This window comes from Arhodomonas sp. KWT2 (assembly GCF_041949875.1).
In the GTDB taxonomy this organism is placed as follows: Bacteria; Pseudomonadota; Gammaproteobacteria; order Nitrococcales; family Nitrococcaceae; genus Arhodomonas; species Arhodomonas aquaeolei.
Genome location: NZ_JBHFPQ010000029.1, coordinates 61,200 through 86,963, shown reverse-complemented (window position 1 = coordinate 86,963; position 25,764 = coordinate 61,200). Strand labels below are relative to the sequence as shown.

The following is a 25,764-nucleotide window of genomic DNA, read 5'->3' as shown; positions in this document are numbered from 1 at the left end:
GGCTCATGACCCCGAAACGACCGTATCTTGTCCGCGCACTCTACGAGTGGATAGCGGACAATGGCCTGACTCCCTATCTCCTCGTGGACACCAGCGTGCCGGGTATCGAGGCACCGCTGGAGTATGCGGACAAGGGCAAGCTTGTGCTCAATGTCGCGCCCCGGGCGGTCCGCGGGCTCGATCTCGGTAACGAGTGGATCAGCTTCAATGCCCGCTTCGGTGGTGCTCCGCGGGACGTATTCCTGCCGGTGTCCGCGGTCCTGGCGATCTACGCCCGCGAGAACGGCCAGGGCATGCTCTTCGGTGAAGAGGACGAAGGCGGTGACGATCACGATCCGCCGCCGGATGGCGGCGGCGACGGCGACGGTAGCGGCACCGGTGGGGACGGCGGCGGCCGCAAGCCCCAGCTGCGCGTCGTGAAGTAGTGATCCCGCAGCGCCGCCGGCCCCGGCGGCGCTTCCTTCCCGTTCAGTCCGTACCGAACAGGGTGTGGTCGATCAGATCGCACAGGCAGTGGATGACCAGCAGGTGCACCTCCTGGATGCGGGCGGTGACCGTGGCCGGCACCCGGATCTCGACGTCCCCCTCGCCCAGCTGACCGGCGATAATGCCGCCGTCCCGCCCGGTCAGGGCCACGGTGTGCACGCCACGCTCCCGCGCCGCGCCCACGGCGGCAACCACGTTGTCGCTGTTGCCGCTGGTCGAGATCGCGAGCAGCACGTCCCCGGGCTGGCCGAGTGCCCGGACCTGGCGGGCGAAGACGTCCCGGTAGCTGTAGTCGTTCGCCACCGACGTGAGGGTGGAGCTGTCGGTGGTCAGCGCGATTGCGGGCAGCCCCGGGCGCTCCATTTCGAAGCGGTTCAGAAGCTCCGAGGAGAAGTGCTGGGCGTCTGCGGCGGAGCCGCCGTTGCCGCAGGAGAGGACCTTGTGCTCGGCCTGCAGGGCGGCGGCCATGCGCTGGCCGGCGGTGATGATGGCCGGGGTAAGCCGGTCCATCGCCATCTGCTTGGTGCGGATGCTCTCGTGGAATTGCTGCGAGACGCGCTCGTGTAGATCCATCGTTTGCCTTGTTTGCCTGATCGTCACTCGTCCGCGCGGAATGCGTCGCGGAGCCATTCGATGCGTCCGTCGCCGTCCACGGTGACCGCGTCGAAGCGGCACGGGGCGTCGTCGGCGCCGTTGCTGTGGAGATAGTACCGCGCCGCCGTTACCAGGCGACGGCGCTTGCCTGCCGTGATGCTCTCCGCCGCGGTGCCGAAGTCGTTGCGGCTGCGCTGGCGCACCTCGACGAAGGTCAGTGTGCCGTTGTCGTCCATCACCAGGTCCAGCTCGCCGCCGCGGCAGTGAACGTTGGCCGCGCGGAAACGCAGGCCCTGGCGTTCCAGGTGTCGTCGCGCCAGTGCCTCGGCATCGGCGCCGCGCTCCCGTGTGGGTCGGCGCGGCCTCATTGTCGCGGTGCGGGGGTCGTCCAGACCGCGGGTGCCTGGCCGTCTCCGGACGCCGGGGCAAGGCCCGGGAGCGGCGGCAGCGGATCGAGCGGCCCGGGCCGGCGCTGGATGTTCTCCCGGGCGGTCGGCCGAAGCCCGCCGGCGGCGACGCGTACGGGGGTGGGCGTGCGGTGAACGATCCCCGCGTCGTCAATCGTGAGGGTGCCGGTCGCGCCGGGTAGCCCGCTCGCCCGCGCGCTGCCGCGCACGAGGCCGATGGCACGGTAGGCGTCCACGCCGAAGGCGAGGAGCCCGGGCAGGGCGTCCATGCTCTGTGACCACTGGTCGACCGCACTGGTGTGCAGTGCCATCAGAGAGGGGTCGTCGAGGGTGCCCAGCAGCCAGGGCAGCTCCACCAGCCGAAGGCCCTCGAGGTCCTGGCGTACGGCGTCGTCCGCCGTGCGCGGGTAGGCGTGGGAGGTTGCGTACACCGCCAGTCCCAGGCCGTGATGGAAGCGGATCTGCGGCATGATCAGCCGTGCCTGCCGGGGGAACGCGCCTATGAACACCGCCTGCATATCCTGGCGGCGGCGCGGCGAGAACTCGATGTCCCGCCGCAGCAGCCGGCGTAGCTCACGGTAGCGGCGCTCGCTGACATCGAGGTTGAAGAGTTGACGGAGGGTCGTGCTGTAGTCCGATTCGTCCTCGGGGTAACGGGCAGTCTCCAGGATCTTTCCGCCCAGGTCCTCGAACGCCTCGGTATAGGCGCCGGCCACGCGCGATCCCCATTCCCCCGTGGGCACGAGCACCACCGCGCGGTCCTTGCCGCTGGCCCAGGCGGCGCGTGCGGCGGTACGGGCGTCGTCCTCCGGCGAGAGGCCGAAGTGGTATACGCCCTCCGGCGACGACTCGCCGTCGACGGTATTGAGGGTGAGGACCTGTCGGTCGTCGTTGCGGCGCGAGCTCACCGCGCGCACGCCGGCCTTGGTAAGCGGACCGACCACCATGTCGGCGTTGCCGGCATGCTGGTAGGCGGCGACGGCGCCGGCGACGCTGCCTTTGGTGTCGAGGATGTCGAGGGCGGGGCGTTCGTCCCCCGCGGCGTAGTAAGCGGTCAGGAAGCCGTCCCGGATCGCCTTGCCGACCTCCGCGAGGTCGCCGGACAGCGGCAGCAGCAGCGCGATGCGTTTCGGCGGGGCGAGGGCCGCCCGCCGCCGCTCGACCAGCTGGTCGGCGAAGTCCGATGCCGGATGATCCGGGTAAAGTGAATGCCATGACGATACCGCGGATGCCACCGCATCGGTGTCGTCCCCGGCGTCACGCACACGGTTGGCGAGTGACAACCAGCCGGCCTCTGCGCCGCTGTCCGCGCGGCCTGCCGCCTGCTCGAGGCGGTCCGGCGGAATCTGCTGGAGTATGGACCAGATGCGTTCCGAGCGGGCACCGTCGGTGCGCCCGGAGAGCACCTGCGCGCGAATGAGATCCCGGGCGGCGGCGAGCGGCTCGCCGCCCGCACGCCGGGCCTCGGCGCGCTGATCCAGCCAGGCCGCGGCTACCGGCGGAGCGAGGCCGTCCGGTACCGGCGTGAGCCGGCGGATCACCGTGGCGGGGGCGAGCGTCTCGCCGTCCAGGCGCATGCGCAGCAGCAGCCGCAGGCCCGCGCCGGCCTCGCCGGCGTCAGCGTCGCCCACATCGTCGCGAAGAGTGGATGCGGTGGCGTCGTCGCCCGCGCGCGCATAGAGAATGGCCGCCTGCAGGCGCAGTGCGTTCGCCCGTGCCGGTGACGACGCCTCGCCGGCGGCCTGCTCGAGCCGTGCCGCCGCCGCGTCCATCCGACCGTCGCCGGCGAGCCGCGCGGCCTCGGTGAGTGCGGGCGACGGCGCCGGTGTCGGCGGCCCCGGTGTCGGGGTGGTGGCGCAGCCATGGAGCAGCACGGCAAGGACGGCGGCGATCAGTAGCCTGCTCGGGGTGGTCCGGGGCATTGTGCGGGTGTCCTGGGGTTGTGCCGCGCGGCACGGATCCCTCGCCCCGTGCCGGCGCAATGGTTAGACTGCGCCTGGCGGCGGCCGCCGCCGGTCGCCTGTATGAGTATCCGCAGGGTGGAATCAGCGTGTCAAATAACCCCGGACGGCTGTTCGTCGTCGCCACGCCCATCGGCAACCTCGAGGACATCAGCGCCCGTGCGGTAGCGGTTCTCGGTGGGGTGGGACGTATCGCCGCCGAGGATACCCGTCATACCGCCGCGCTGCTCAGTCATCTTGGTATACGCCGTCCGCTGCTCAGCCTCCACGAGCACAACGAGGCCGTCCGGGTGGAACGGGTGGTCGCGGCCCTGGCCGCGGGCGAGGACGTGGCGTTGGTCAGCGATGCCGGCACCCCGCTGATCAGCGACCCGGGTTACCGCCTGGTGCGCGAGCTGCGTCACCAGGGCTACGCGGTCACGCCGGTGCCGGGGGCGTGCAGTGTGATTGCGGCGCTGTCGGTCGCCGGTCTGCCCAGTGACCGTTTCGTCTACGAGGGGTTCCTGCCGGCGAAGGCGCAGCAGCGTGCCCGGCGCCTCCAGGCTTTGGCCGCGGAGGCGCGCACCGTGGTGATGCTGGAGTCCGGCCACCGTATCGCGGCGTCGCTGGAGGCGATGGCGGCGTCGTTCGGCGGCGACAGGGAGGCCTGCCTGGCGCGGGAGCTCACCAAGCGCTTCGAGACGGTCCGGCTCGCCACCCTGGATGAGCTGGCCGCGTGGGTCGCGGCGGACGCGAACCAGCGGCGTGGCGAGTTCGTGCTCATGGTCCGCGGTGTCGAGGCTCAGGCCGTTGCGGACACCGTGACGGTGGATGCGCTGATCGATGAACTCGCGGGGGAGATGCCGCCGCGCCGGGCGGCACGGCTGCTCGCCCGGCTTACCGGTGGGAGTGCCAATACATTCTATCGGCGCCTCGCCCGGGAGGACGGGTGAATCTGGTATCCTTGCGCCGGGGAGTCGGCCGGATGGTCGCTGCGTCTTCGACGTGGAGGAAAGTCCGGGCTCCACAGGGCAGGGTGCCAGGTAACGCCTGGGCGGCGTGAGCCGACGGAAAGTGCCACAGAAAATACACCGCCGATGGCCCCGTGCGGGGCACAGGTAAGGGTGAAAAGGTGCGGTAAGAGCGCACCGCGCGGGTGGCAACATGCCGCGGCACGGTAAACCCCACCCGGAGCAAGACCAAATAGGGGGGCGTACGTGTGGCCCGCACGGCTCCCGGGTAGGTCGCTTGAGGTGTGCGGTGACGCACATCCCAGAGGAATGATCGTCCCCGACAGAACCCGGCTTACAGGCCGGCTCCCCACTTTTCCCCCGCATGACGGTGCTTCCGGGGTGTCCCCGGAGGTATCGGCGTTGCGGTCGTGGCCTTCTTTTTCCTGCTATTCCGCGGCACTCCGTCGAACACTTTAGTGTCGACTCTCCTTTTCGTTCCTAGTGGCATGTTTCAGCGCCGGTTTTCGGTGCTTCCCGACCGTCTGTCGTGCGCCCTGTGGCTTCTTTCGTAAGTTCCTGAGTGGAAGGGAAAAACGCGCGCGTCGCTCCTTGACGGTGCGATAGGGGGTGCCTATAGTGTGTCGCTAAGTGGGAGAAAGTGGTGGGAAATGGAACTCCCGGGCCGAAAAGGGGTAGCGAGTGTTTCGCGGTGTCGCCCATATCAATCTTGATGCGAAGGGCCGGATGGCGTTCCCCAGCCGTTACCGCGAGCGGCTGCAGTCCCTTTGTGACGGTGAGCTGGTACTGACCGTGGACCGCGATCACTGTCTGCTCGTCTACCCGATGCCCGAGTGGGAGACCATCGAACGCAAGCTTGTGGAGCTCCCCGCGCTCAACCGCACCGCACGCCGGCTGCAGCGGCTGCTCATCGGCCATGCCACGGACTGTCAGCTGGACGGCAACGGCCGAATCCTGGTGCCGCCGCCGCTGCGCGAGTTCGCCGGGCTCGATAAGCGGACCGTGCTGATCGGCCAGGGCAACAAGTTCGAGCTCTGGGACGAGGATGAATGGCTGCGCCGTCGTGACGAATGGCTCGCCGAGGCCTCCGAGGAGGAGGATCTGCCCGAGGAACTGGAGGCCCTGTCGCTGTGACCGCCGAGGCAACCCCCCGTGACGACGCACACCGCCCGGTGTTGCGGGACGCCGCCGTCGAGGCGATGGCGGTGCGGGGGGACGGCACCTATATCGACGCGACCTTCGGGCGCGGCGGGCACAGTGCCGAGCTGCTCGCGCGACTTGGCCCGGGGGGGCGGCTGTGGCTGCTGGACCAGGACCCGGCCGCGATCGAGGCCGCGCGCACCCGCTTCGGTGACGACCCGCGCTGCCGGATCCGCCACACCTCGTTCGCGCGGCTTGCCGAGCTTGCCGACGAGGAGGGTCTGGGGGGCGCGGTGGACGGTCTGCTGCTGGACCTCGGGGTGTCCTCGCCCCAGCTCGATGAGCCGGAGCGGGGGTTCAGTTTCCAGCACGACGGCCCGCTGGACATGCGAATGAACACCGGGGCCGGGCCGACCGCCCGGGAGTGGCTGATGGAGGCGCCGGAACGCGAGATCGTTCGCGTGCTGCGCGAGTACGGCGAGGAGCGTTTCGCCCGGCGTATCGCCGCGACGATCGTGCGCCATCGCGACGCGGGGACGCTGCCGGCGCGCACCGCCGCCTTCGCCGAGCTGGTGGGGGCGGCGGTGCCGCGCCATGAACGCCACAAGCACCCGGCGACACGCACATTCCAGGCTCTGCGTATCGCGGTCAACGACGAGCTCGGTGCCCTGGATGCTGGCTTGGCTGCCGTCCGCCGGCTCCTGGCCCCGGGAGGCCGGCTGGTGGTGATCAGTTTCCATTCGCTGGAGGATCGGCGGGTCAAGCGTTTCATCCGCGACGCCAGCCGGGTGGGCGAGCTCCCCCCGGGGGTCGCCCAGGCGCCGCCGGAGCTCGAGCCGTGGCTGCGCCGCATCGGCCGGGCGGTCCGTGCCGACGAGGCCGAGCTCGGTGACAACCGCCGCGCACGCAGCGCGGTGATGCGTTGTGCGGAGCGCTTGCCGTGAGGTCGGGCTGGGCGATCGGTGTGCTGATCCTGGCGGTGGCCGCGAGCGCGGTGGCGGTGGTGTACAGCACCCACGAGAGCCGCAAGGCGTTCGTGGCGCTGCAGGAGCTGCAGCGCGAGCGCGACACGCTGAACGTCGAATGGGGTCGGCTGCGCATCGAACAGGGCACCGTGGCGACTCACGGGCGTATCGAGCGCATCGCCCGCGAACGCCTCGGCATGCGGATGCCGGAGCGCGACGACATCGTCATTATCCGCGCGACGCGCGTGGCCGGGGAGGCAACGCATTGAGCGGTACGCCGCACAGGACAGACAGCACACGCGGCTCCGGGCGCTGGCGGCTCGTAGCCGTCGCCGGTGTGCTGGGTCTGCTCGCCTTCGTGCTGGTGGCGCGGGCGGTGGAGATCCAGGTGGTCGAGCGTGCCTTCCTCGAGGGGCAGGGGCATGCCCGCCATGTGCGTGTGAATACCGTGCCGGCGCACCGCGGCATGATCACCGACCGCTTCGGCGAGCCGTTGGCGATCAGCTCGCCGGTGGATTCGGTCTGGGCCGATCCCTCCGCGCTGTTGCCTGCCGTGGACCGCCTCGACGAGCTCGCCAGGCCACTCGGCCTCGATCCCGCGAAGCTGCGCCGGCGCCTGGAGGCGGAGGCGCAGCGTGGCCGCGAGTTCGTCTACATCCGCCGGCACATTCCGCCGGCGCTCGGCGAGCAGGTCATGGATCTGCGCATCCCGGGGGTCTCGCTGCGGCGCGAGTACCAGCGTTTTTACCCCACCGGCGAGGTCAGCGGTCACGTGCTCGGTTTCACCGACATCGACGACCGCGGCCAGACCGGCCTGGAGCGGGCGTACGATTCCTGGCTGTCGGGTCAGTCCGGAGCCAAGCGGGTCATGCGTGACCGCCTCGGGCGCGTGATCGAGGACATCGAGCAGCTGCGTGAGCCCGAGCCCGGCAAGGACCTGGCCCTGAGTCTGGACCGCCGCCTGCAGTACATCGCCTACCGCTCTCTGAAGTCGACAGTGCAGCGCTTCCAGGCCAGGAGCGGCTCGATCGTGGTGCTCGATGCGCGCAGCGGCGAAGTGCTCGCCATGGCCAGTCAGCCGGGCTTCAACCCCAACGACCGCAGCCAGCTGCGTGGGCCCCTCTACCGCAATCGTGCGGTCACCGACGTGGTGGAACCGGGCTCCACGATGAAGCCGTTCGCCGTCGCCGCCGCGCTGGAGACGGGCAAGTTCGAGCCGGGCACGCCCATCAATGCCGATCCCGGCTGGATGATGGTGGGCGGCAACACGGTGCAGGACGTCCACAACTATGGCGCCATCGACGTCGCCACGGTCCTCCAGAAATCCAGCAACGTTGGTGTCACCAAGATTGCCCTGTCGCTTGAGCGCGGCCGCATCTGGCGGATGGTCGACGCCGCCGGTTTCGGGCGTTCCACCGCCAGCGGCTATCCCGGCGAGGCCGGGGGCCACCTCGCACCGGTGCCACCGGACAGCCATTTCGAGCGGGCGACGCTTGCCTTCGGTTACGGCCTGTCGGCGACGCCGCTGCAGATCGCCCACGCCTACACGGCCTTCGCCAACGACGGGCGGATGCCGATGATCTCGTTCCTGCGCGGCGGCTCCCAGGAGCCGGCGAAGCGGGTGATGAGCGAGAAGACCGCGGACAGCGTCCTGCACATGCTCGAGGGGGTGGTCACGCCCGAGGGTACCGCCGAGCGCGCCGACATCAGCGGCTACCGGGTTGCGGGCAAGACCGGCACCTCCAAGCAGGCGGTGGCCGGAGGCTATTCCGACGACGACTACCTCGCGCTGTTCGCCGGCATCGTCCCGGCGAGCGATCCACGCTTCGTGTGCGTCGTGGTGGTGCGCGAGCCCAAGGGCGACAGCTACTACGGTGGTACCGTCTCCGCTCCGGTGTTCCGCGAGGTCATGTCCCAGGCGCTGCGGCTGTACAACATTCCGCCGGACGAGGACGGCGGCCTCGGGCCGCTGATGATCGCGGGAGGGCGCGGCCATGACTGAGCGGCGCCTGGACGGACTGCTCGCGCCCCTGGGGATCGACGCCCCGGCGCTCGCGCTGACTGACCTCGCCCTGGATAGCCGCGAGGTGGCTGAAGGCGGCGTGTTCCTCGCGGTGCGGGGCGCCGGCGGGCATGGCCTCGCGCACCTGGAGGACGCGCTGGCGCGCAAGCCCGCGGCGGTGCTGTGGGACCCGGAGGGCGCGCCGGACGCCTACGCCGTGCTGGAGCGCTGCGAACGGGCCGGGGTGGCCGCGATCGCGGTGCCCGGACTCGGCGGGAGTATCGGCATGCTCGCGGCGCGGTTCTTTGGCGGGCCCGGTCGGCGGTTGCGCCTGGTGGGAGTGACCGGTACCGACGGCAAGACCTCCACCACCCAGTTTGTCGCCGCTGCCCTGGACCGGGCCGGTCACCCCTGGGCGAGCATCGGCACGCTCGGCTGGGGCCGGCCTGGTGCACTGCGGGAGACGCGCCATACCACGCCGGATGTGGTGGGTCTGCAGCGCCGCCTCGCCGCGCTCGTCGACGACGGGGTCGAGGGGGTCGCCATGGAGGTCTCCTCCCATGCCCTTGACCAGGACCGTACGCAGGGCCTCGATTTCGAGGTGGCGGTGCTCACCAATCTGAGCCGTGACCATCTCGACTATCACGGCAGCGACGCGGCCTATGCCGCTGCCAAGGCGCGGCTGTTCCTGGACACGGAGCCGGCGGCCGCCGTGCTCAACCTCGACGATGCCTTCGGCCGGGATATGGCGGCGCGTACCGGGGCGGCGGTGATCGGTTACAGCCTCGCTGATGCGCCTGGCGCCCGAATCCGGGCCCGCGGGGTGCATGCCGGTGACGAGGGGCTGGCGTTCACCCTGGATATCGACGGCGATGCCGTCGACGTGGCGGTCCCGGTCTTCGGGCTGTTCAACGTCGCCAATCTCCTGGCCACGGCCGGGGTGCTGCTGGCCCTGGGCGAACCTGCCGGATCGATCGCTGCGACGCTCGCCGCCTGCCGGCCGGTCCCGGGCCGCATGCAGGCGCTCGGCGGCGGTGACCGGCCGCTGGTCATCGTCGACTACGCCCACACCCCCGCGGCGCTGGAGGCCGCCCTCGCCGCCTCCCGGCAGCACTGCGCGGGGGCGCTGTGGTGCGTGTTCGGCTGCGGCGGTGACCGGGATACCGGCAAGCGTGCGCCGATGGGCCGGGCGGCAGCCGGTCTCGCCGACCACGTGATCCTCACCAGCGACAATCCCCGGGGCGAGCCCCCGGAGTCGATCATAGACGCGATCCGTGCCGGTTTGCCGGCCCCGGACGCGGCCCGGGCCATCCCGGACCGTGGCGAGGCCATCCGCACGGCGGTGGCCGGTGCACACGCCGGCGACGTCGTGCTGGTGGCCGGCAAGGGGCACGAGGCCTACCAGATCGTGGGTGATGAGGTACGTGCCTTCAGCGACCGCGAGGCGGTCGAGGCGGCGCTGGCCGCCGGGGAGGGCCCATGGAGCCGGTGAAGCTCTCGCAGCTCGTGGTGGCCCTCGGTGAGGGGCGCCACCGCGGCGCCGACGCCATCGTCACCGGCGTGGTCATCGATTCCCGCATCGCCGGCGAGGGCACGCTGTTCGTGGCGCTGCCGGGGCGCCACGTCGACGGCCACGATTTCATCGCTTCTGCCCGGGCCGCGGGCGCCGCCGCCGCGCTGGTGGCCCGGGTGGTGGACGACCCGCTGCCGCAGTGGGTGGTCGAGGATCCGGCCGCCACGCTGGCGCGCCTCGGTGCCCGGGTGCGGGCCCAGGCGCCGGCGACCGTGATCGGTGTGACCGGCTCCAACGGCAAGACCACGGTCAAGGAGATGATCGCCGCGATCCTCTCGCAGGGGGCGGAGACGCTCGCCACCCGCGGCAACCTCAACAACGACCTGGGCGTGCCGCTGACGCTGTGCCGGCTCAACGCCGGGCACCGCTACGCGGTGATCGAGATGGGGGCCAATGCCCCCGGGGACATCGCCCGGCTGGCGGCGCTCGCCGCGCCGGACGTGGGGGTGGTGACCAATGCCGGGCCGGCGCACCTGTCGGGGTTCGGAGACATCGCCGGCGTGGCCCGGGCAAAGGGTGAACTGTTTGCCGGGATCGCGCGTGACGGGGTTGCGGTGATCAATGCCGACGACGATTATGCGCCGCTTTGGCGGCAACTGGCGGACGGACGACGCAGCGTGATGTTCGGAACTCGAGGGGATGCTGACATTCGTGCCACCGCGGAGGCGGACGGCACCACGATCCTGGTCCTGCCCGGCGGCGAGCACCTGCGGGTGCGCCTGCCGCTGCCCGGTGCGCACAACCGGCTCAACGCGGCGGCGGCGGCCGCGACCGCGCTCGCCGCCGGCGCCTCGCCGGCCTGGATCGTGCCGGGGCTCGAGCGCATGGCGTCGGTGCCGGGGCGCTGGAGCGAGGAGGTCCTGCAGGGCGGTGTGATCCTCATTGACGACAGCTACAACGCCAACCCCCGGTCGCTGGGCGCCGCGGTCGAGGTGCTCGCGCAGACACCGCCGGCCTGGGTGGTGCTCGGCGACATGGGCGAGCTCGGCGAGTCGGCCGGGCGGCTGCACGCCGAGGCCGGCGAAGCCATGCGCCGGGCGGGTATCGAGCGGGTGTTCGCCCTCGGGCCGCTGGCCGCGGAGGCCGCGGCGGCGTTCGGCGAGGGCGGCGGGTCCTTCGATGACGTCGCTGCGCTGGTCGACACCATGGCCCGCGACTGGCGCGCCGGCGTGCGTGTGCTCGTGAAGGGGTCGCGCTCCGCGGCGATGGAGCGCGTCTGCGAGGCGCTGAGGCAGCGCTACGGCATCGCAGGGGGGGCGTGACCATGCTGCTGGCACTGGCGAACTGGCTCGAGGGCTTCTACAGCGGCTTCAACGTGTTCCAGTACCTCACGTTCAGGGCCATCCTCGGCACGCTCACCGCGCTCGGTATTGCGCTGCTCGTCGGCCCGGTCCTGATCCGCCGTCTGGTGCGTTACCAGATCGGGCAGTACGTCCGCGAGGACGGCCCCCAGACCCATCTCTCCAAGGCAGGCACACCCACCATGGGCGGTGCGCTGATCCTGGTGGGGATCGCCGTGGCCACGGTGCTGTGGAGCGACCTCACCAACCGCTTCGTGTGGATGGTACTGCTGGTCACCCTGGCGTTCGGCGTCATCGGCGGCGCCGACGACTGGCTCAAGCTCACCCGCGGCAGCAGCCACGGCCTGTCCGCCCGGGCGAAGTACCTGGCGCAGTCCGCGGTCGGCCTGGTGGCCGCGCTGGTGCTGTTCACCAGCGCGCAGACGCCGGTGGAGACCTCGCTGATCGTGCCCTTCTTCAAGAGCGTCGTGCTGCCGCTGGGCTGGCTGTTTCTGCCGCTGGCGTATTTCGTGATCGTGGGCAGCTCCAATGCGGTCAACCTCACCGATGGCCTCGACGGCCTCGCGATCCTGCCCAGCGTGCTCGTGGGCGGCGCACTGGGCGTTTTCGCCTACGCCACCGGCCATGCCAACTTCGCCACCTACCTCGGCATCCCGTTCATCCACGGCGTCGGCGAGGTCGTGGTGTTCTGCGGTGCCCTGGTGGGGGCGGGGCTGGGCTTTCTCTGGTTCAACACGTACCCGGCGCAGGTGTTCATGGGCGACGTCGGCGCGCTTGCGCTGGGGGCGGCCCTGGGCACCATCGCGGTGGTCGTCCGCCAGGAGCTGGTGCTGTTCATCATGGGCGGCGTGTTCGTCGTCGAGACGGTCTCGGTGATGCTGCAGGTGGCCTCGTACCGGCTTACCGGGCGGAGGATCTTCCGCATGGCGCCGTTGCATCACCACTTCGAGCTCAAGGGCTGGCCGGAGCCGCGGGTCATCGTGCGGTTCTGGATCATCACGGTCGTGCTCGTGCTCATCGGTCTGGCAACACTGAAGCTGCGCTGATGATGGCAATAAAGGACCACAACCCGGAGAACGCGCGCCGCGCGACGGTGGTCGGCCTCGGCGAGACCGGCTACGCCTGTGCGCGCCATCTCCGGCGCCAGGGCTGGCGGGTGGCGGTAACGGATACACGTGCCGAGCCGCCGTATGCGGCCCGGCTGCGTGACGAGCACCCGGAGATCATCCAGGCCGTCGGTGACCTCGATGCCGCGCTGCTGCGGGGGGGCGACACCGTGGTCCTGAGCCCCGGGGTCGATCCCAGGGTGCCGGCGATCGCCGCTGCCCGGGCCGCCGGCGTGGAGGTGATCGGCGAGATCGAGCTGTTCGCCCGCGCGGCCGAGGCCCCGGTGATCGCTGTCACCGGTTCCAACGGCAAGAGCACGGTAACCACGCTCGTCGCCGCGATGATCCAGGAGGCGGGGCTGAATGCCGCGGCGGGCGGAAACCTGGGGCCTGCGGCGCTGGCACTGCTCGAGCGTCCGGTCCCGAACTATTACGTCCTCGAGCTCTCCAGTTTCCAGCTCGAGACCGTCACCAGCCTGGCGCCGGCGGCATCGGTGGTACTCAACGTCAGCGCCGATCACATGGACCGCTACGACGGGCTGGGCGACTACGCGGCCACCAAGGCGCGGATCTACGAGCGCGCGGCGACCGCCGTGATCAACCGCGACGATCGGGTGGTCGCCGCCATGGCCCACGGTCCGCACTCCGTGGGCTTTACCACGGGGCGGCCGCAGGGCTGTGACTGGGGGATTGCCGACGGCCGTTTCACCCGCGGCCACAGCCCGTGCGCACCGGTGGAGGCGCTGGCGCTGCCGGGCACGCACAACCGTGCCAACGCCCTGGCCGCGCTGGCGCTGGGTGACGCCATCGGCCTGGCCTGGGCGGCGATGGCCCGCGCCCTGTCGCGTTACCGCGGGCTGCCGCACCGCATGGCGCACATCGCCCACGTGGCCGGTCGTGACTACTACGACGATTCCAAGGGCACCAATGTCGGTGCCACGGTCTCCGCCGTCTCCGGGATCGCGCAGCCGCTGGTGCTCATCGCCGGCGGTCAGGGGAAGGACCAGGATTTCGCACCGCTGGCGGCGGCCCTGCGCGGCCGGGTTCGCGCTGCGGTGCTCATCGGCACCGATGCGGCGGCGATCGCGGCGGTGCTGGCGGATGTCTGCCCCGTGGAGACCGCGGTGGATATGGACGGGGCCGTGCACCGGGCGGCGGCACTGAGCCGTCCCGGGGACGCGGTGGTCCTGAGCCCGGCGTGCGCCAGCCAGGACATGTTCACGGACTATGCCGAGCGCGGACGTGCGTTCCAGGCGTGCGTGGAGGGGCTGAGCCATGATTGAGCGCGCCCTGGCCCGATTCACGCCGCAGGGGCGGGATATCCCGGCCGCGCTGGACTGGCCGCTGGTGGCGACGGTGGGGGTGCTGCTGGTTTTCGGTCTGGTCATGGTCGCCTCGGCATCCATGGCCGTGGCCGAGCGCGAGACCGGGGCCGCCCTCTCGCTGTTCTATCGCCAGGGGTTCTTTACCGTCATGGGGGTGATCGTCGTCACCCTCGGGCTGATGCTGGTCCGCACCACCGACCTGGAGGCGGCCGGACCGGGGCTGCTCGGCGTGAGCCTGCTGCTGCTGGTCGTCGTGCTGCTGCCCGGGGTCGGCCGCGAGGTCAACGGCGCGGTGCGCTGGCTGCCCCTCGGTGTGGTCAACCTGCAGGTCTCCGAAGTCGCCAAGCTCGGGGTGCTGATCTATCTCGCCGGCTATGTGGTACGCCGGGGCGAGGCACTGCGCACACGCTTCAGCGGATTCCTGGTGCCGGTGGCGATCCTGGCGCTGGTGGCGGGCCTGCTGCTCATGGAGCCGGATTTCGGCGGCGCCGCGGTGATCCTCGCCACCGGTGCGGTGGTGCTGTTCCTGGGCGGGGCGCCGCTGTCCCGCATGCTGCTGCTGGCCGCCCTGGGCGTCATTGCCGCGGCCGGGCTGATCGTCAGCTCGCCGTACCGCTGGGAGCGACTGACCGGCTTTCTCAACCCCTGGGCGGACCCGTTCGACAGCGGTTTCCAGCTCACCCAGGCGCTCATCGCGGTGGGCCGCGGCGGCTGGTTCGGGGTGGGGCTCGGCAACAGCGTGCAGAAGCTGTTCTATCTGCCCGAGGCGCACACGGACTTCCTCTTCTCCGTGCTCGCCGAGGAGCTCGGCGTCCTCGGCGTGACGGCGGTGGTGGCGCTGTTCACGTTCATGGTCTGGCGCATCCTGCGCATCGGCGTGGCTGCGTTCAACGAGGGCCGGCCGTTCGGCGCGTACGTATGCTGGGGCGTCGGCTTCTGGCTGGGGGCGCAGGCGTTCATCAACATGGGCGTGAACCTCGGCCTGCTGCCGACCAAGGGCCTGACCCTGCCGCTGATGAGCTATGGCGGGAGCAGCCTGGTCGTCACCCTCGCCGCTGTGGGGCTCGTGCTCCGGGTCGACTGGGAGCGTCGGGCCGCGGCGGCCGCGGCCACGGACGAGCCGGGGAGGGTCGCGGCATGACGGCGCCCGTGATCATCACCGCCGGCGGTACCGGCGGCCACGTGTTCCCGGCCCTGGCGGTGGCGGAGGCCTTGCGCGAGGCGGATGTTCCGGTGGTGTGGATGGGCACGCCCCACGGGCTGGAGGCGCGGGTGGCCGGCAATGCTGGCATCCCCTTCGAGCCGGTGACCGTGCGCGCGCTGCGCGGCCGCGGCCTGCGGGACACGCTGACCGCGCCATGGATGCTCCTGCGGGCGCTGCTCCAGGCGCTCGCCGCGGTGCGGCGGCGCTCGCCGCGCGCGGTACTCGGCATGGGCGGCTATGCCAGCGGGCCGGGGGCGATCGCCGCCTGGCTCCTGCGCCGGCCGCTGATCATCCATGAGCAGAACGCCGTCGCCGGCATGACCAACCAGCGCCTCGCCCGGATGGCGGCGCAGGTGCTCACCGGTTTCGACCGTCCGTTCCCGGGGGCGCCGGCTGCGCGCTTCGTGGGCAACCCGGTACGCGCCGCGGTCGCCGCGGTGGCGCCGCCGCAGGAGCGTCTCGCCGGCCGCGAGGGACCGGTGCGGGTGCTGGTGCTCGGCGGCAGCCTCGGTGCCCGGGCCCTCAACGAGACCGTGCCCCGCGTGCTTGCGGGCCTGCCGGGCGGGGTGCGCCCTGAGGTCCGGCACCAGGCCGGCGAACGCACCCTCGCGGTCGCCCGCCAGGCCTACGAGCAGGCGGAAGTGGACGCCGAGGTCATGCCGTTCATCGAGGACATGGCCGCCGCCTACGCCTGGGCGGACCTGGTGATCTGCCGCGCCGGTGCGCTCACGGTCGCGGAGCTCGCTGCGGCGGGCTGCGCGGCGGTGCTGGTGCCGTATCCGTACGCGGTGGACGACCACCAGGCGGCGAATGCGGCGTTCCTGGTGGACGCGGGGGCGGCCTTCATGCTGCGCGAGCCGGAGCTCGCGCGGGGGGCGCTGGAGCGGGTGCTCTCGGAACTGCTTGGCGACCGCGATCGTCTTCGCGCCATGGCCGTCCGGGCCCGGGAGAAGGGCCGGCCGGATGCGGCGCGCGCGGTGGCGGATGTCTGTCTGGAGGTAGGGGCATGAGCGATATGCCGCAGGGTGCCATGGACCCGAACGCGCCGGGCGCGATGGGCCGGGTGCGACACCTGCATTTCGTGGGTATCGGTGGCGCCGGTATGGGCGGCATCGCCGAGGTGCTGTGCAACCTCGGCTATACGGTCACCGGCTCGGATCTGCGCGAGAATGCGATCACGCGCCGGCTGGCCGGTCTCGGGGTGACGGTCTACATCGGTCACGACGCCGGTCACGTCGCCGCCGCGGACGCGGTGGTGATCAGCTCCGCGGTGGGCGAGGACAACCCGGAGGTGCAGGCGGCGCGGCGCCGTCGGCTGCCGGTGGTGCCCCGCGCGGAGATGCTCGCCGAGCTGATGCGTTTCCGCTTCGGGATCGCGGTTGCCGGCACCCACGGCAAGACCACGACCACCAGCCTGGTGGCGAGCATCCTCGCCGAGGGTGGCCAGGACCCGACCTTCGTCATCGGTGGCCGGCTCAACAGCGCGGCCAGTCACGCCCGTCTCGGCGCCGGGCGCTACCTGGTGGCGGAGGCGGACGAGAGCGACGCCTCGTTCCTCTACCTCAAGCCGATGATCGCGGCGGTGACCAATGTCGACGCCGACCATCTCGGCACCTACGAGGGCGATTTCCAGCGCCTGCGCGGGACGTTCCTGGAGTTCCTGCACCACCTGCCCTTCTACGGACTGGCGGTGATGTGCATCGACGACCCGCAGGTGCGCGAGCTCGTGGACCGGGTGACCTGCCCGGTACGGACCTACGGCTTCGCCGAGGACGCCGACGTGCGCGCCACCGATATCCGTCAGGACGGCATCGCCACGCGCTTCACGGTCACCGTGGAGGACGGCGAGCCCTTCGAGGTTACGCTCAACCTGCCCGGCCGGCATAACGCCCAGAACGCGCTGGCGGCGATCGCCATCGCCGCCGAGCTGGAGATCCCGCAGGAGGCGATGCAGCGGGCGCTGGCGCACTTCCAGGGCATCGGCCGGCGTTTCCAGGTCTACGGTGAGCTGGCGCTGCCCGGCGGCCGCGCGCTGCTGGTGGACGACTATGCCCATCACCCGCGGGAGATCGCCGCGGTGATCCACGCGGTGCGTGAGGGCTGGCCCGGGCGGCGACTGGTGGTGGCGTTCCAGCCGCACCGCTACAGCCGTACCCAGGAGCTGTTCGACGAGTTCGCGCGGGCGCTCTCGGAGGCGGACGCGCTGCTGATCAGCGAGGTCTACGCCGCCGGCGAGGCGCCGCTGCCCGGTGTCGACGGCGCCTCGCTGTGCCGGGCCGTGCGTGCCCGGGGCCAGGTGAACCCGGTGTTCGCCGCGGATGTCGAGGAGCTGGGTGCGCTGGTCCCGGACGTGGTCCGGGACGGCGACCTGCTGATCACCCTGGGTGCGGGCAGCATCGGCGGCGTCGCGCCGGCGCTGGTCGCCCGGTTCGGTGACGGGGAGGAGCGCGCATGACCCGCACGGCCGGCCAGCTCCTGCACGACGAGCCCATGGCCCGGCATACCTCGTGGCGGGTCGGGGGGCCGGCGGAGCGGCTCTACCGCCCGGCGGATGCGGACGACCTGTGCCGTTTCCTCGCCGCGCTGCCGGCGGACACGCCGGTGCACTGGGTGGGGCTCGGCAGCAACCTGCTGGTCCGCGACGGTGGGCTGCCGGGTGTCGTCATCCAGGCCGGCCGCGGGCTGGCGGGGCTGGATGTGGAGGCCTCCGGCGAGGTAACGGCCGGGGCCGGGGTGCCCTGTGCCAAGCTCGCCCGGGCCTGCGGGCGGGCAGGGCTGGTGGGTGCGGAGTTCTTTGCGGGCATCCCGGGGATGCTCGGTGGCGCGCTGACCATGAATGCCGGGGCGTGGGGCGGCGAGACCTGGGCCCATGTGCTCGAGGTCGAGACCGTCGACCACGCCGGCGGGCGGCGCTGGCGGGCGTGCTCGGAGTTCGAGATCGGATACCGCAGTGTGGCCGGTCCGACGGGCGAGTGGTTCCTGGGGGCGCGTCTCGCATTCGCCCCAGGGGGCGACAACGCCGCGCTCGCCGATCGGGTGCGCGAGCTTCTCGCCGAGCGCGCGGCGCGCCAACCCATGGGGCAGGCGAGCTGCGGCTCGGTGTTCCGCAACCCGCCCGGGGATCACGCCGCGCGGCTGATCGAGGCGGCGGGCCTGAAGGGCCATGCCATCGGCGGTGCGCGGGTCAGCGACAAACACGCGAACTTCATCATCAACACCGGCGAGGCCACCGCGGCGGACATAGAAACGCTGATCGGTCATGTCGCCGCGTGCGTGCGCGAGCGCTTCGGTGTCTCGCTGCAGCCGGAGGTACGCATCATCGGGGAGGAGGCGCGTCATGACTGAGCATACGTGGCAGAGCGCCGCCGATGCGGGCCGGGTGGCCGTGCTCATGGGCGGCTGGTCCGCCGAGCGCGATATCTCGCTCAAGAGTGGGGCGGCGATCCTGGAGGCGCTGCGCGGCCGCGGCGTCGATGCCCATGCCTTCGACCCGCGCGACCGGGCACTGCCGGACCTGCTCGGCTTCGACCGCGCCCTGGTCGCGCTGCACGGGCGCGGCGGCGAGGACGGTGCCATTCAGGGCGCCCTCGAGACCCTGGGTATCCCCTACACGGGTAGTGGGGTGCTCGGCTCGGCGGTGGCGATGGACAAGCTGCGCACCAAGCTCATCTGGCGCGGCCTGGACCTGGCGACGCCGCCGTTCCGCATGCTCGGCCACGCCACCGACTGGGACGGCGTGGTCGACGAGCTGGGCCTGCCGCTGATGGTCAAGCCGGCGAACGAGGGCTCGAGCCTGGGCATGTCCCGGGTGGGCGAGCGCGACGGTCTGGAGGCGGCCTGGATCCGGGCCGCGGACTACGACACCGCGGTGTTCGCCGAGCGCTGGATCACCGGCGAGGAATACACCGTCGCGGTCCTCGACGGCGAGTGCCTGCCGGCGATCCGTATCGAGTCGGCCCGCGGATTCTACGACTTCGACGCCAAGTATGTCGCCGAGGATACCCGCATGCACTGCCCCTGCGGTCTGCCGGCGGACACCGAGCGGGCCCTGGGCGAACTGGCGCTGTCCGCCTTCGAGGCGACGGGAGCCGAAGGCTGGGGGCGCGTGGACCTGATGCGCGACGGCGACGGGCGGTTCTGGCTGCTCGAGGTCAACACCGTGCCGGGCATGACCGACCACTCCCTGGTACCCGCGGCGGCGCGGGTGGCCGGGCTGGACATGGGTGAGCTGGTCTGGCGGATCCTTGCCACCAGCCGCGCGAGGGGCGGGGAGCGATGAGCGCGGTCATGGGCATGAACGCTCCGGTCGGCGTCGACGGCGGCGCCGGCCGGCGGCGGACACCGACGCGATGGCTCGTCGGTGCGGTGCTGGCCGTGATGGTCGCCGCCGGCGCGTCGCTGTTCTGGTCGCACCTGCGCCGCAGTGACCCGTTTCCCGTCCAGGCGGTGCGTCTGGAGGGCGACTTGGCCCACGTGGCGGACGCGGACCTGCGTGCCGCCGTGGCGCCGCACCTGGGTGACGGTCTGCTGTTCGTGGACCTGGACGCCATCCGCGACGCGGTAACCGCCCTGCCGTGGGTCGCCAGCGCCGCGGTCTGGCGGGTCTGGCCCACCGGGCTGCGGATCCGCGTGCAGGAGCACGAGCCCATCGCCGCCTGGGGCGAGCGTGGCGTGCTCTCCGCCAAGGGGGAGCGTTTCACTCCGCCGCAGCGTCCCGAGGGACTGCCGCAGCTCGGCGGGCCGGCGGGTAGCGCGTCGCTGGTGTGGGCGCGCTTCGAGCAGCTGCGCGAGGCCCTGGGCGAGCTGGGCCGGCCGGTGGCCCTGACCCTGGACAAGCGCCGCGCCTGGGTCGCGCGGCTGGACAACGGCATGCGCCTGCGTTTCGGGCGGGACGACTTCGACGAGCGCCTGCAGCGGCTGCTCGCAGCGTGGCCGGCGGTGCAACGCCGCGCCGGTGACCGCGCCATTGCCGCCGTGGACCTGCGCTACCCGAACGGCCTGGCGGTGGAATGGGGACCGCCGGCCTCGGAACCGACAACCGGAGGGGATTCCAAGCGATGAGTCGCAAGCAGGACAGCAATCTGCTGGTGGGCCTGGACGTGGGCACCTCGAAGGTGGTCGCCATCGTCGGTGCGCTCAAGGATACCGGCGAGCTGGAGGTCGTGGGCATCGGCTCGCATCCCTCGCGGGGGATGAAGAAGGGCGTGGTGGTCAACATCGAGTCCACCGTGCAGTCCATCCAGCGCGCGGTGGAGGAGGCCGAGCTGATGGCCGGCTGCGAGATCCACTCGGTCTACGCCGGCATCGCGGGCTCCCACGTGCGCTCCCTGAACTCCCACGGGATCGTCGCCATCCGGGATCGCGAGGTCTCCCAGGGGGACGTGGACCGCGTCATCGACGCTGCCCGCGCGGTCGCCATCCCGGCGGACCAGCGCATCATCCACATCCTGCCCCAGGAATTCATCATCGACAGCCAGGAGGGCATCCGTGAGCCCGTGGGCATGTCCGGGGTGCGCCTGGAGGCGAAGGTCCACATGGTGACGGGCGCGGTCAGCGCGGCGCAGAACATCGTCAAGTGCGTGCGCCGCTGTGGGCTGGACGTCGACGACATCATCCTCGAGCAGCTCGCCTCCGCGCAGGCGGTGCTCACCGAGGACGAGAAGGAGCTCGGCGTGTGCCTGGTCGACATCGGCGGTGGCACCACTGACATCGCCGTGTTCACCGAGGGCGCGATCCGGCACACCGCGGTGATCCCGATCGCCGGCGACCAGGTCACCAACGACATCGCCGTGGCGCTGCGTACCCCCACGCAGCACGCCGAGGAGATCAAGGTGAAGTACGCCTGCGCGCTCTCCCAGCTTGCCAGCCCCGAGGAGACCATCGAGGTCCCCTCGGTGGGCGACCGGCCGCCGCGGCGGCTCTCGCGCCAGACCCTCGCGGAGGTGATCGAGCCCCGCTATGAGGAGCTGATGACGCTGGTGCAGAACGAGCTGCGGCGCAGCGGTTTCGAGGACCTCATGGCCGCGGGCGTCGTGCTCACCGGCGGGAGCTCGAAGATGGAGGGTGCCGTCGAGCTCGCGGAGGAAGTTTTCCACATGCCGGTGCGCCTGGGGCTGCCCCAGGGCGTCACGGGCCTGACGGACGTCGTGCGCAATCCCATCCATGCAACGGGGACGGGGTTGCTGCTGTTCGGCAGCCGGCAGCGCCACGCCGGGCACGGACTCCCCGCCGACGAGACGGCGGAGGGTGGCGCATTCAACCAGCTGTGGACGCGTATGAAGGGGTGGTTCCAGGGGAACCTTTGACGAGGCACGGGTAGAGCAGAACAACAGCCGAAACGCTGCGACTGGAAAGGAGACGCGACATGAAATTCGAGCTTATGGATTCGTTCAGTCAGAACGCCGTAATCAAGGTGATCGGTGTCGGCGGCGGTGGCGGCAATGCCGTCCAGCACATGGTGTCCGCCGACGTCGAGGGCGTGGACTTCATCTGCGCCAACACCGATGCGCAGGCGCTGCGCAACACTTCCGCGAAGACCACGCTCCAGCTCGGGGCGAATATCACCAAGGGCCTGGGTGCCGGCGCCGACCCGACGGTGGGCCGCGAGGCCGCGATGGAGGACCGGGACCGTATTGCCGAGGTCCTCGACGGGGCGGACATGGTCTTCATCACCGCCGGTATGGGTGGCGGCACGGGCACCGGGGCGGCACCGGTGGTCGCCGAGGTCGCCAAGGAGATGAATATCCTCACGGTCGCCGTGGTGACCAAGCCGTTCCCCTTCGAGGGCGGCAAGCGCCTGGGCGTCGCCCAGGAGGGCATCAAGGAGCTCGGCCGCCAGGTCGACTCGCTGATCACCATCCCCAACGAGAAGCTGCTCTCGGTGCTGGGCAAGGAGCTGACCCTGCTCAATGCCTTCAAGTCCGCGAACGACGTGCTCCTCGGTGCGGTCAAGGGCATCGCCGAGCTGATCACCCGCCCCGGGCTGATCAACGTCGACTTCGCCGACGTGCGCACGATCATGTCCGAGATGGGCATGGCCGTGATGGGTTCCGGCTACGCCTCAGGCGAGGGCCGTGCCCGTGAGGCCGCGGAGCGGGCCATCGCCTCGCCGCTGCTCGAGGACACCAACATCTCCGGGGCCCGGGGCATCCTGGTCAACGTCACCGCCGGCATGGACCTGTCCATCGGCGAGTTTGAGGAGGTGGGCAACACGGTCAAGGAGTTCTCCTCCGACGACGCCACGGTGGTCGTTGGCACGGTCATCGACCCGGAGCTCGAGAACGAGCTGCGCGTGACCGTGGTCGCCACCGGCCTCGGTGCCGGTCAGCCCGCAGCGGCGACCCCGGCGGAAGAGGCCCCGCGGACGGTGGCGCGCAAGTCGAGCGGCGAGGTGGACTACCAGCAGCTCGACCGTCCCACGGTGATCCGCAAGAAGGCCGCCAACGACCGGCCGTCGGGTCAGGACGAGGGCGACATGGACTATCTCGACATCCCGGCCTTCCTGCGCCGCCAGGCGGACTAGGCGGCGGGCCGGCTCGAATTGTCCTGAATGTCGTCTCTCCAAGCGTTTGGCCGGGTCCCGTGCGGGCCCGGCCCGTTCTGGGGAAGAGAACGAAACTCGTTCCTTTCCAGGTGTACAATAATGGACCAGTCTGTTACATTAGCGTGATTACGTGTCCGCGTAATGTATCGGGCCGCATCTGCGTACGCGCCGGCACGGATGTCCCTCTCCACCGCGGCGCCACCGGGGGAAGCTCAAGCGAATGATCCGCCAGCGAACGCTCAAGAACAGCATCCGTGCCACGGGTGTCGGCCTGCACACCGGCGAGAAGGTCTACCTCACGCTGCGCCCGGCCGCGCCGGATACCGGCATCGTGTTCCGCCGTGTCGATTTCGACGAGCCCGTGGAGGTGCGCGCCCACCCGGAGAATGTCGGCGATACCCAGCTCTCCACCTGCCTGATCCAGGACGGTGTGCGTATCTCCACCGTGGAGCACCTGCTCTCGGCCCTGGCGGGCCTGGGGATCGACAACGCCTATGTCGACCTCTCCGCCCCCGAGGTACCGATCATGGACGGCAGCGCCGGTCCGTTCGTGTTCCTCATCCGCTCGGCGGGCGTGCAGGAACAGAATGCCGCCAAGCGGTTCATCCGGATCAAGCGCCCCGTACGTATCGAGGAGGGTGACAAGTGGGTCGCCTTCGAGCCGTTCGACGGCTTCAAGGTGGGCTTCACCCTCGAGTTCGACCACCCCATCTTCAGCGACGGACTCCAGCGTGCGGAGTTCGACTTCTCCTCGACCTCCTTCGTCAAGGAGGTGAGTCGTGCGCGGACCTTCGGCTTCATGCGGGATATCGAGTACCTGCAGCAGAACAACCTCGCGCTTGGTGGCAGCCTCGACAACGCCATCGTGGTGGACGACTATCGCGTGCTCAACGAGGACGGGCTCCGCTATGCGGACGAGTTCGTCAAGCACAAGATCCTCGACGCCATCGGCGATCTCTATCTTCTCGGTCACAGCCTGGTCGGCTCGTTCACCGGCTACAAGTCCGGCCATGCGCTGAATAACCGCCTGCTCCGGCGCCTGCTCCAGGAGGCGGATGCCTGGGAGGCGGTGACCTTCGACGAGGTCGAGGACGCCCCGATCTCCTTCGATCAGCCCGTCCCCGTGGGCTGAGGCCGCAGGGCGGGCGCCTGCCGCCGCCCTTCGCGGACCCGACCCCCGGTATCGTCCGGGGGTTTTGTTTTTCCGGCCCCTGTCATATCCGCACCCGACGGCGCCGCGTGTGCCATCATTGGGGCATGAAAGCCTGTCGTCGTACAGCCCTGATCGCAATGGTCCTCACCGTGCTCGCCCTTGCGGCAGCCGGGCGTGCGGCGGCGTCCACTGTCTGGGAGTTGTCGGTCGAGGGGCCGATCGGGCCGGTCACCTCCGCCTACGTGGACGAGGAGATAACGGCCGCGGACGAGGCCGGCGTCGAGGCGGTCATCCTGCGCCTGGACACGCCCGGCGGGCTGGACCAGGCCATGCGCGGGATCGTGCAGAGGATCCTCGCCGCGCGCACGCCGGTCGTTGCCTGGGTCGCCCCTGCCGGGGCCCGCGCGGCCAGCGCGGGGACCTATATCCTCTATGCCTCCCATGTCGCCGCGATGGCCCCGGCGACGAACCTCGGGGCAGCGACCCCGGTGCGTCTCGGTGGCGGCGGTGCCACGCCCTCGGGTGACGAGGGCGGGAGCGGCGACGGGGATGCGCTGCACCGGAAGATGGTGAACGACGCCGTCGCCTACATCCGCGGCCTGGCGGAGCTGCGCGGGCGTAACGGCGACTGGGCGGAGAAGGCGGTGCGCGAGGGTGCCAGCCTGGAGGCCGGCGCCGCCCGCGAGGCCGGGGTGGTCGAGCTCCTCGCCGGCAACCGCGACGAGCTCCTCGCCACCCTGGACGGCCGGCGCGTGGAGACCGCCGCCGGCGAGCGGACGCTGCACACCCGTGGCGCCACGGTCGTGGACCGCAGCCCGGACTGGCGGACCCGGCTGCTGGCGGCTATCGCCCATCCCAATTTCGCCTATATCCTCATGCTCATCGGCATCTACGGGCTGATCTTCGAGCTCGCCAACCCCGGCGCGGTGGTGCCCGGCGTGATCGGCGGCATCGCGCTGCTGCTGGCGCTGTACGCGCTGCAGGTGCTGTCGGTGAGCTATGCCGGGCTCGGGCTGATCCTGCTCGGGGTCGGTCTCATGCTCGCGGAGGCATTCGCGCCTTCGTTCGGAATCCTCGGCCTGGGCGGCGCGGTGGCGTTCGTCGCCGGTTCCTTGATGTTATTCGACACGGAGGCGCCGGGATTTCGGTTATCGTTGGCGCTGGTGGTCGGTGTGGCCCTGGGTAGCGCGATACTGCTGTTCGCGACCGGTACGCTCGCGGCGCGGGCGTACCGCCGCCCGGTGGTCTCCGGGCAGCAGCAGCTCGTTGGCGCCCGCGGGCGGGTTGTCAGCGGCTTCCCCGGGGCGGGTCACGTCCGCGTGTTCGGCGAGCTCTGGCGGGCCGACTGCGACACGCCGATGGCCGCCGGCGCGCCGGTGCGCGTGGTTGCCGTCGACGGACTGCGCCTGCACGTGGAGCCGGCCGATTCCACAGCCGAGTCAGCAGACAGCGAGGATCTATGAGCGATAAGACCTTTGAGCGGGCGCTGGCCCAGTTCCGGGAGTGGTTCGACCGGGCGCGGGCCCACGAGGCCGTGGGCGAGCCTACGGCGATGACCCTGGCCACCGCGGGTGCGGACGGGCGGCCCTCGGCGCGTATCGTGCTGCTCAAGCAGGTGGATGAGGACGGCTTCGTGTTCTACACCAACACGCGCTCGCGCAAGGGCCGGCAGCTCGCCGAGAATCCGGTCGCAGCGCTGACCTTCTTCTGGCAGCCGTTACTCGCGCAGGTGCTCGTGGAGGGGCCGGTCAAGCCCGTCACGGACGCCGAGGCGGACGCCTACTTCGCGTCACGCCCGCGGCTCAGCCAGATCGGGGCCTGGGCGTCCCACCAGTCGGAGCCGCTGACTACCCGTGCCGAGCTCGACGAACGTGTCCGCCACTATGAGGAGCGCTATCCCGACGGGGAAGTGCCGCGGCCGCCGCACTGGAGCGGCTACCGCCTGGTTCCGGAGATGATCGAGTTCTGGTCCGGGCGCAACGGCCGGCTACATCACCGCGAGCGCTTCTGGTGCGAGGACAGCGCCTGGCACCATACCTTGCTCAACCCCTGAC

At 70.9% G+C, this 25,764-nt stretch carries 24 protein-coding genes and 1 other RNA gene; 22 read left to right on the top strand and 3 right to left on the bottom strand.

The window, feature by feature from the left end:
* Positions 1-5 precede the first annotated feature (5 nt).
* Positions 6-425 (top strand): ClpXP protease specificity-enhancing factor, encoded by a 420-nt coding sequence (locus tag ACEZHJ_RS03350; RefSeq protein ID WP_018717648.1) that lies wholly within the window; start codon positions 6-8, stop codon positions 423-425.
* Positions 426-468: 43 nt separating this feature from the next.
* Here the strand turns inward: ACEZHJ_RS03350 and ACEZHJ_RS03345 are convergent, their stop codons facing one another.
* The 3 genes from ACEZHJ_RS03345 to ACEZHJ_RS03335 are packed head-to-tail and all read right to left on the bottom strand — an operon-like array spanning position 469 to position 3,409.
* Complete coding sequence (locus tag ACEZHJ_RS03345; RefSeq protein WP_018717649.1) at positions 469-1,059, bottom strand: phosphoheptose isomerase; 591 nt, start codon at positions 1,057-1,059, stop codon at positions 469-471.
* Between the two features lie 23 nt (positions 1,060-1,082).
* The gene (locus ACEZHJ_RS03340; protein WP_018717650.1) at positions 1,083-1,448 is read right to left on the bottom strand and encodes a YraN family protein; all 366 of its coding nucleotides are present in this window, start codon (positions 1,446-1,448) and stop codon (positions 1,083-1,085) included.
* On the bottom strand, positions 1,445-3,409 hold the full coding sequence (locus tag ACEZHJ_RS03335) for a penicillin-binding protein activator (RefSeq protein WP_018717651.1): 1,965 nt from the start codon (positions 3,407-3,409) through the stop codon (positions 1,445-1,447). The genes ACEZHJ_RS03340 and ACEZHJ_RS03335 overlap by 4 nt, the downstream gene beginning before the upstream one ends.
* Before the next feature lie 59 nt (positions 3,410-3,468).
* On the opposite strand from ACEZHJ_RS03335, the gene rsmI reads away from it, so the two are divergent.
* The 21 genes from rsmI (at position 3,469) to pdxH (ending at position 25,763) form a co-directional block, all read left to right on the top strand.
* The gene (rsmI, locus tag ACEZHJ_RS03330; RefSeq protein ID WP_018717652.1) at positions 3,469-4,380 is read left to right on the top strand and encodes a 16S rRNA (cytidine(1402)-2'-O)-methyltransferase; all 912 of its coding nucleotides are present in this window, start codon (positions 3,469-3,471) and stop codon (positions 4,378-4,380) included.
* Between the two features lie 20 nt (positions 4,381-4,400).
* An RNA gene (gene rnpB, locus ACEZHJ_RS03325) (RNase P RNA component class A) lies at positions 4,401-4,751 on the top strand.
* 328 nt (positions 4,752-5,079) lie between these two features.
* Entirely contained in the window at positions 5,080-5,532 is a 453-nt protein-coding gene (gene mraZ / locus ACEZHJ_RS03320) for a division/cell wall cluster transcriptional repressor MraZ (protein ID WP_018717653.1), read from the top strand.
* A complete protein-coding gene (gene rsmH, locus ACEZHJ_RS03315; RefSeq protein ID WP_018717654.1) occupies positions 5,529-6,482 on the top strand; it encodes a 16S rRNA (cytosine(1402)-N(4))-methyltransferase RsmH in 954 nt (317 codons plus the stop codon). The genes mraZ and rsmH overlap by 4 nt, the downstream gene beginning before the upstream one ends.
* Positions 6,479-6,772 carry a cell division protein FtsL gene (gene ftsL / locus ACEZHJ_RS03310; protein ID WP_018717655.1) on the top strand — a complete coding sequence of 98 codons (294 nt, stop codon included), beginning with the start codon at positions 6,479-6,481 and terminating at the stop codon, positions 6,770-6,772. Before rsmH ends, ftsL begins: the two co-directional genes overlap by 4 nt.
* A complete protein-coding gene (locus tag ACEZHJ_RS03305; RefSeq protein ID WP_018717656.1) occupies positions 6,769-8,505 on the top strand; it encodes a penicillin-binding protein 2 in 1,737 nt (578 codons plus the stop codon). The genes ftsL and ACEZHJ_RS03305 overlap by 4 nt, the downstream gene beginning before the upstream one ends.
* A complete protein-coding gene (locus ACEZHJ_RS03300) occupies positions 8,498-9,997 on the top strand; it encodes a UDP-N-acetylmuramoyl-L-alanyl-D-glutamate--2,6-diaminopimelate ligase (RefSeq protein WP_163138679.1) in 1,500 nt (499 codons plus the stop codon). The genes ACEZHJ_RS03305 and ACEZHJ_RS03300 overlap by 8 nt, the downstream gene beginning before the upstream one ends.
* The gene (gene murF, locus ACEZHJ_RS03295; protein ID WP_018717658.1) at positions 9,985-11,340 is read left to right on the top strand and encodes a UDP-N-acetylmuramoyl-tripeptide--D-alanyl-D-alanine ligase; all 1,356 of its coding nucleotides are present in this window, start codon (positions 9,985-9,987) and stop codon (positions 11,338-11,340) included. The genes ACEZHJ_RS03300 and murF overlap by 13 nt, the downstream gene beginning before the upstream one ends.
* Before the next feature lie 2 nt (positions 11,341-11,342).
* Positions 11,343-12,425 carry a phospho-N-acetylmuramoyl-pentapeptide-transferase gene (gene mraY / locus ACEZHJ_RS03290; protein WP_026321001.1) on the top strand — a complete coding sequence of 361 codons (1,083 nt, stop codon included), beginning with the start codon at positions 11,343-11,345 and terminating at the stop codon, positions 12,423-12,425.
* Positions 12,425-13,768 (top strand): UDP-N-acetylmuramoyl-L-alanine--D-glutamate ligase, encoded by a 1,344-nt coding sequence (gene murD / locus ACEZHJ_RS03285; protein ID WP_018717660.1) that lies wholly within the window; start codon positions 12,425-12,427, stop codon positions 13,766-13,768. The genes mraY and murD overlap by 1 nt, the downstream gene beginning before the upstream one ends.
* Positions 13,761-14,951, top strand: a complete 1,191-nt coding sequence (gene ftsW, locus ACEZHJ_RS03280; protein WP_018717661.1) for a putative lipid II flippase FtsW — start codon at positions 13,761-13,763, stop codon at positions 14,949-14,951. Before murD ends, ftsW begins: the two co-directional genes overlap by 8 nt.
* Positions 14,948-16,024, top strand: a complete 1,077-nt coding sequence (gene murG, locus ACEZHJ_RS03275) for an undecaprenyldiphospho-muramoylpentapeptide beta-N-acetylglucosaminyltransferase (protein ID WP_163138680.1) — start codon at positions 14,948-14,950, stop codon at positions 16,022-16,024. Before ftsW ends, murG begins: the two co-directional genes overlap by 4 nt.
* Positions 16,021-17,469 carry a UDP-N-acetylmuramate--L-alanine ligase gene (murC, locus tag ACEZHJ_RS03270; protein WP_018717663.1) on the top strand — a complete coding sequence of 483 codons (1,449 nt, stop codon included), beginning with the start codon at positions 16,021-16,023 and terminating at the stop codon, positions 17,467-17,469. The genes murG and murC overlap by 4 nt, the downstream gene beginning before the upstream one ends.
* Complete coding sequence (murB, locus tag ACEZHJ_RS03265) at positions 17,466-18,359, top strand: UDP-N-acetylmuramate dehydrogenase (protein WP_375036231.1); 894 nt, start codon at positions 17,466-17,468, stop codon at positions 18,357-18,359. Before murC ends, murB begins: the two co-directional genes overlap by 4 nt.
* The gene (locus ACEZHJ_RS03260; RefSeq protein ID WP_018717665.1) at positions 18,352-19,293 is read left to right on the top strand and encodes a D-alanine--D-alanine ligase; all 942 of its coding nucleotides are present in this window, start codon (positions 18,352-18,354) and stop codon (positions 19,291-19,293) included. Before murB ends, ACEZHJ_RS03260 begins: the two co-directional genes overlap by 8 nt.
* Positions 19,290-20,075: a cell division protein FtsQ/DivIB gene (locus ACEZHJ_RS03255; RefSeq protein WP_163138681.1), complete on the top strand. Its 786-nt coding sequence runs from the start codon at positions 19,290-19,292 to the stop codon at positions 20,073-20,075. Before ACEZHJ_RS03260 ends, ACEZHJ_RS03255 begins: the two co-directional genes overlap by 4 nt.
* Positions 20,072-21,319 (top strand): cell division protein FtsA, encoded by a 1,248-nt coding sequence (gene ftsA / locus ACEZHJ_RS03250; protein ID WP_018717667.1) that lies wholly within the window; start codon positions 20,072-20,074, stop codon positions 21,317-21,319. The genes ACEZHJ_RS03255 and ftsA overlap by 4 nt, the downstream gene beginning before the upstream one ends.
* A gap of 59 nt (positions 21,320-21,378) precedes the next feature.
* The gene (gene ftsZ, locus ACEZHJ_RS03245) at positions 21,379-22,536 is read left to right on the top strand and encodes a cell division protein FtsZ (RefSeq protein WP_259202038.1); all 1,158 of its coding nucleotides are present in this window, start codon (positions 21,379-21,381) and stop codon (positions 22,534-22,536) included.
* Between the two features lie 241 nt (positions 22,537-22,777).
* Entirely contained in the window at positions 22,778-23,689 is a 912-nt protein-coding gene (gene lpxC / locus ACEZHJ_RS03240; RefSeq protein ID WP_018717669.1) for a UDP-3-O-acyl-N-acetylglucosamine deacetylase, read from the top strand.
* Positions 23,690-23,814: 125 nt separating this feature from the next.
* Positions 23,815-25,173, top strand: coding sequence for a nodulation protein NfeD (locus ACEZHJ_RS03235; RefSeq protein WP_240466054.1), 1,359 nt, complete (start codon positions 23,815-23,817; stop codon positions 25,171-25,173).
* Entirely contained in the window at positions 25,170-25,763 is a 594-nt protein-coding gene (pdxH, locus tag ACEZHJ_RS03230; RefSeq protein ID WP_018717671.1) for a pyridoxamine 5'-phosphate oxidase, read from the top strand. The genes ACEZHJ_RS03235 and pdxH overlap by 4 nt, the downstream gene beginning before the upstream one ends.
* The last annotated feature ends 1 nt before the right edge of the window (position 25,764 follow it).

What these genes read in the sequence shown, in the direction of transcription:
- murB (WP_375036231.1), top strand. Translation starts at nt 17,466, where the DNA reads ATGACCCGCACGGCCGGCCAGCTCCTGCACGACGAGCCCATGGCCCGG.
- ACEZHJ_RS03300 (WP_163138679.1), top strand. Translation starts at nt 8,498, where the DNA reads ATGACTGAGCGGCGCCTGGACGGACTGCTCGCGCCCCTGGGGATCGAC.
- lpxC (WP_018717669.1), top strand. Translation starts at nt 22,778, where the DNA reads ATGATCCGCCAGCGAACGCTCAAGAACAGCATCCGTGCCACGGGTGTC.
- ACEZHJ_RS03350 (WP_018717648.1), top strand. Translation starts at nt 6, where the DNA reads ATGACCCCGAAACGACCGTATCTTGTCCGCGCACTCTACGAGTGGATA.
- ACEZHJ_RS03260 (WP_018717665.1), top strand. Translation starts at nt 18,352, where the DNA reads ATGACTGAGCATACGTGGCAGAGCGCCGCCGATGCGGGCCGGGTGGCC.
- ftsZ (WP_259202038.1), top strand. Translation starts at nt 21,379, where the DNA reads ATGAAATTCGAGCTTATGGATTCGTTCAGTCAGAACGCCGTAATCAAG.
- ftsA (WP_018717667.1), top strand. Translation starts at nt 20,072, where the DNA reads ATGAGTCGCAAGCAGGACAGCAATCTGCTGGTGGGCCTGGACGTGGGC.
- mraY (WP_026321001.1), top strand. Translation starts at nt 11,343, where the DNA reads ATGCTGCTGGCACTGGCGAACTGGCTCGAGGGCTTCTACAGCGGCTTC.
- ACEZHJ_RS03235 (WP_240466054.1), top strand. Translation starts at nt 23,815, where the DNA reads ATGAAAGCCTGTCGTCGTACAGCCCTGATCGCAATGGTCCTCACCGTG.
- rsmI (WP_018717652.1), top strand. Translation starts at nt 3,469, where the DNA reads ATGGTTAGACTGCGCCTGGCGGCGGCCGCCGCCGGTCGCCTGTATGAG.
- murD (WP_018717660.1), top strand. Translation starts at nt 12,425, where the DNA reads ATGATGGCAATAAAGGACCACAACCCGGAGAACGCGCGCCGCGCGACG.
- ACEZHJ_RS03345 (WP_018717649.1), bottom strand. Translation starts at nt 1,059, where the DNA reads ATGGATCTACACGAGCGCGTCTCGCAGCAATTCCACGAGAGCATCCGC.
- murG (WP_163138680.1), top strand. Translation starts at nt 14,948, where the DNA reads ATGACGGCGCCCGTGATCATCACCGCCGGCGGTACCGGCGGCCACGTG.
- ACEZHJ_RS03340 (WP_018717650.1), bottom strand. Translation starts at nt 1,448, where the DNA reads ATGAGGCCGCGCCGACCCACACGGGAGCGCGGCGCCGATGCCGAGGCA.
- murF (WP_018717658.1), top strand. Translation starts at nt 9,985, where the DNA reads ATGGAGCCGGTGAAGCTCTCGCAGCTCGTGGTGGCCCTCGGTGAGGGG.
- ftsW (WP_018717661.1), top strand. Translation starts at nt 13,761, where the DNA reads ATGATTGAGCGCGCCCTGGCCCGATTCACGCCGCAGGGGCGGGATATC.
- pdxH (WP_018717671.1), top strand. Translation starts at nt 25,170, where the DNA reads ATGAGCGATAAGACCTTTGAGCGGGCGCTGGCCCAGTTCCGGGAGTGG.
- ACEZHJ_RS03335 (WP_018717651.1), bottom strand. Translation starts at nt 3,409, where the DNA reads ATGCCCCGGACCACCCCGAGCAGGCTACTGATCGCCGCCGTCCTTGCC.
- murC (WP_018717663.1), top strand. Translation starts at nt 16,021, where the DNA reads ATGAGCGATATGCCGCAGGGTGCCATGGACCCGAACGCGCCGGGCGCG.
- ACEZHJ_RS03255 (WP_163138681.1), top strand. Translation starts at nt 19,290, where the DNA reads ATGAGCGCGGTCATGGGCATGAACGCTCCGGTCGGCGTCGACGGCGGC.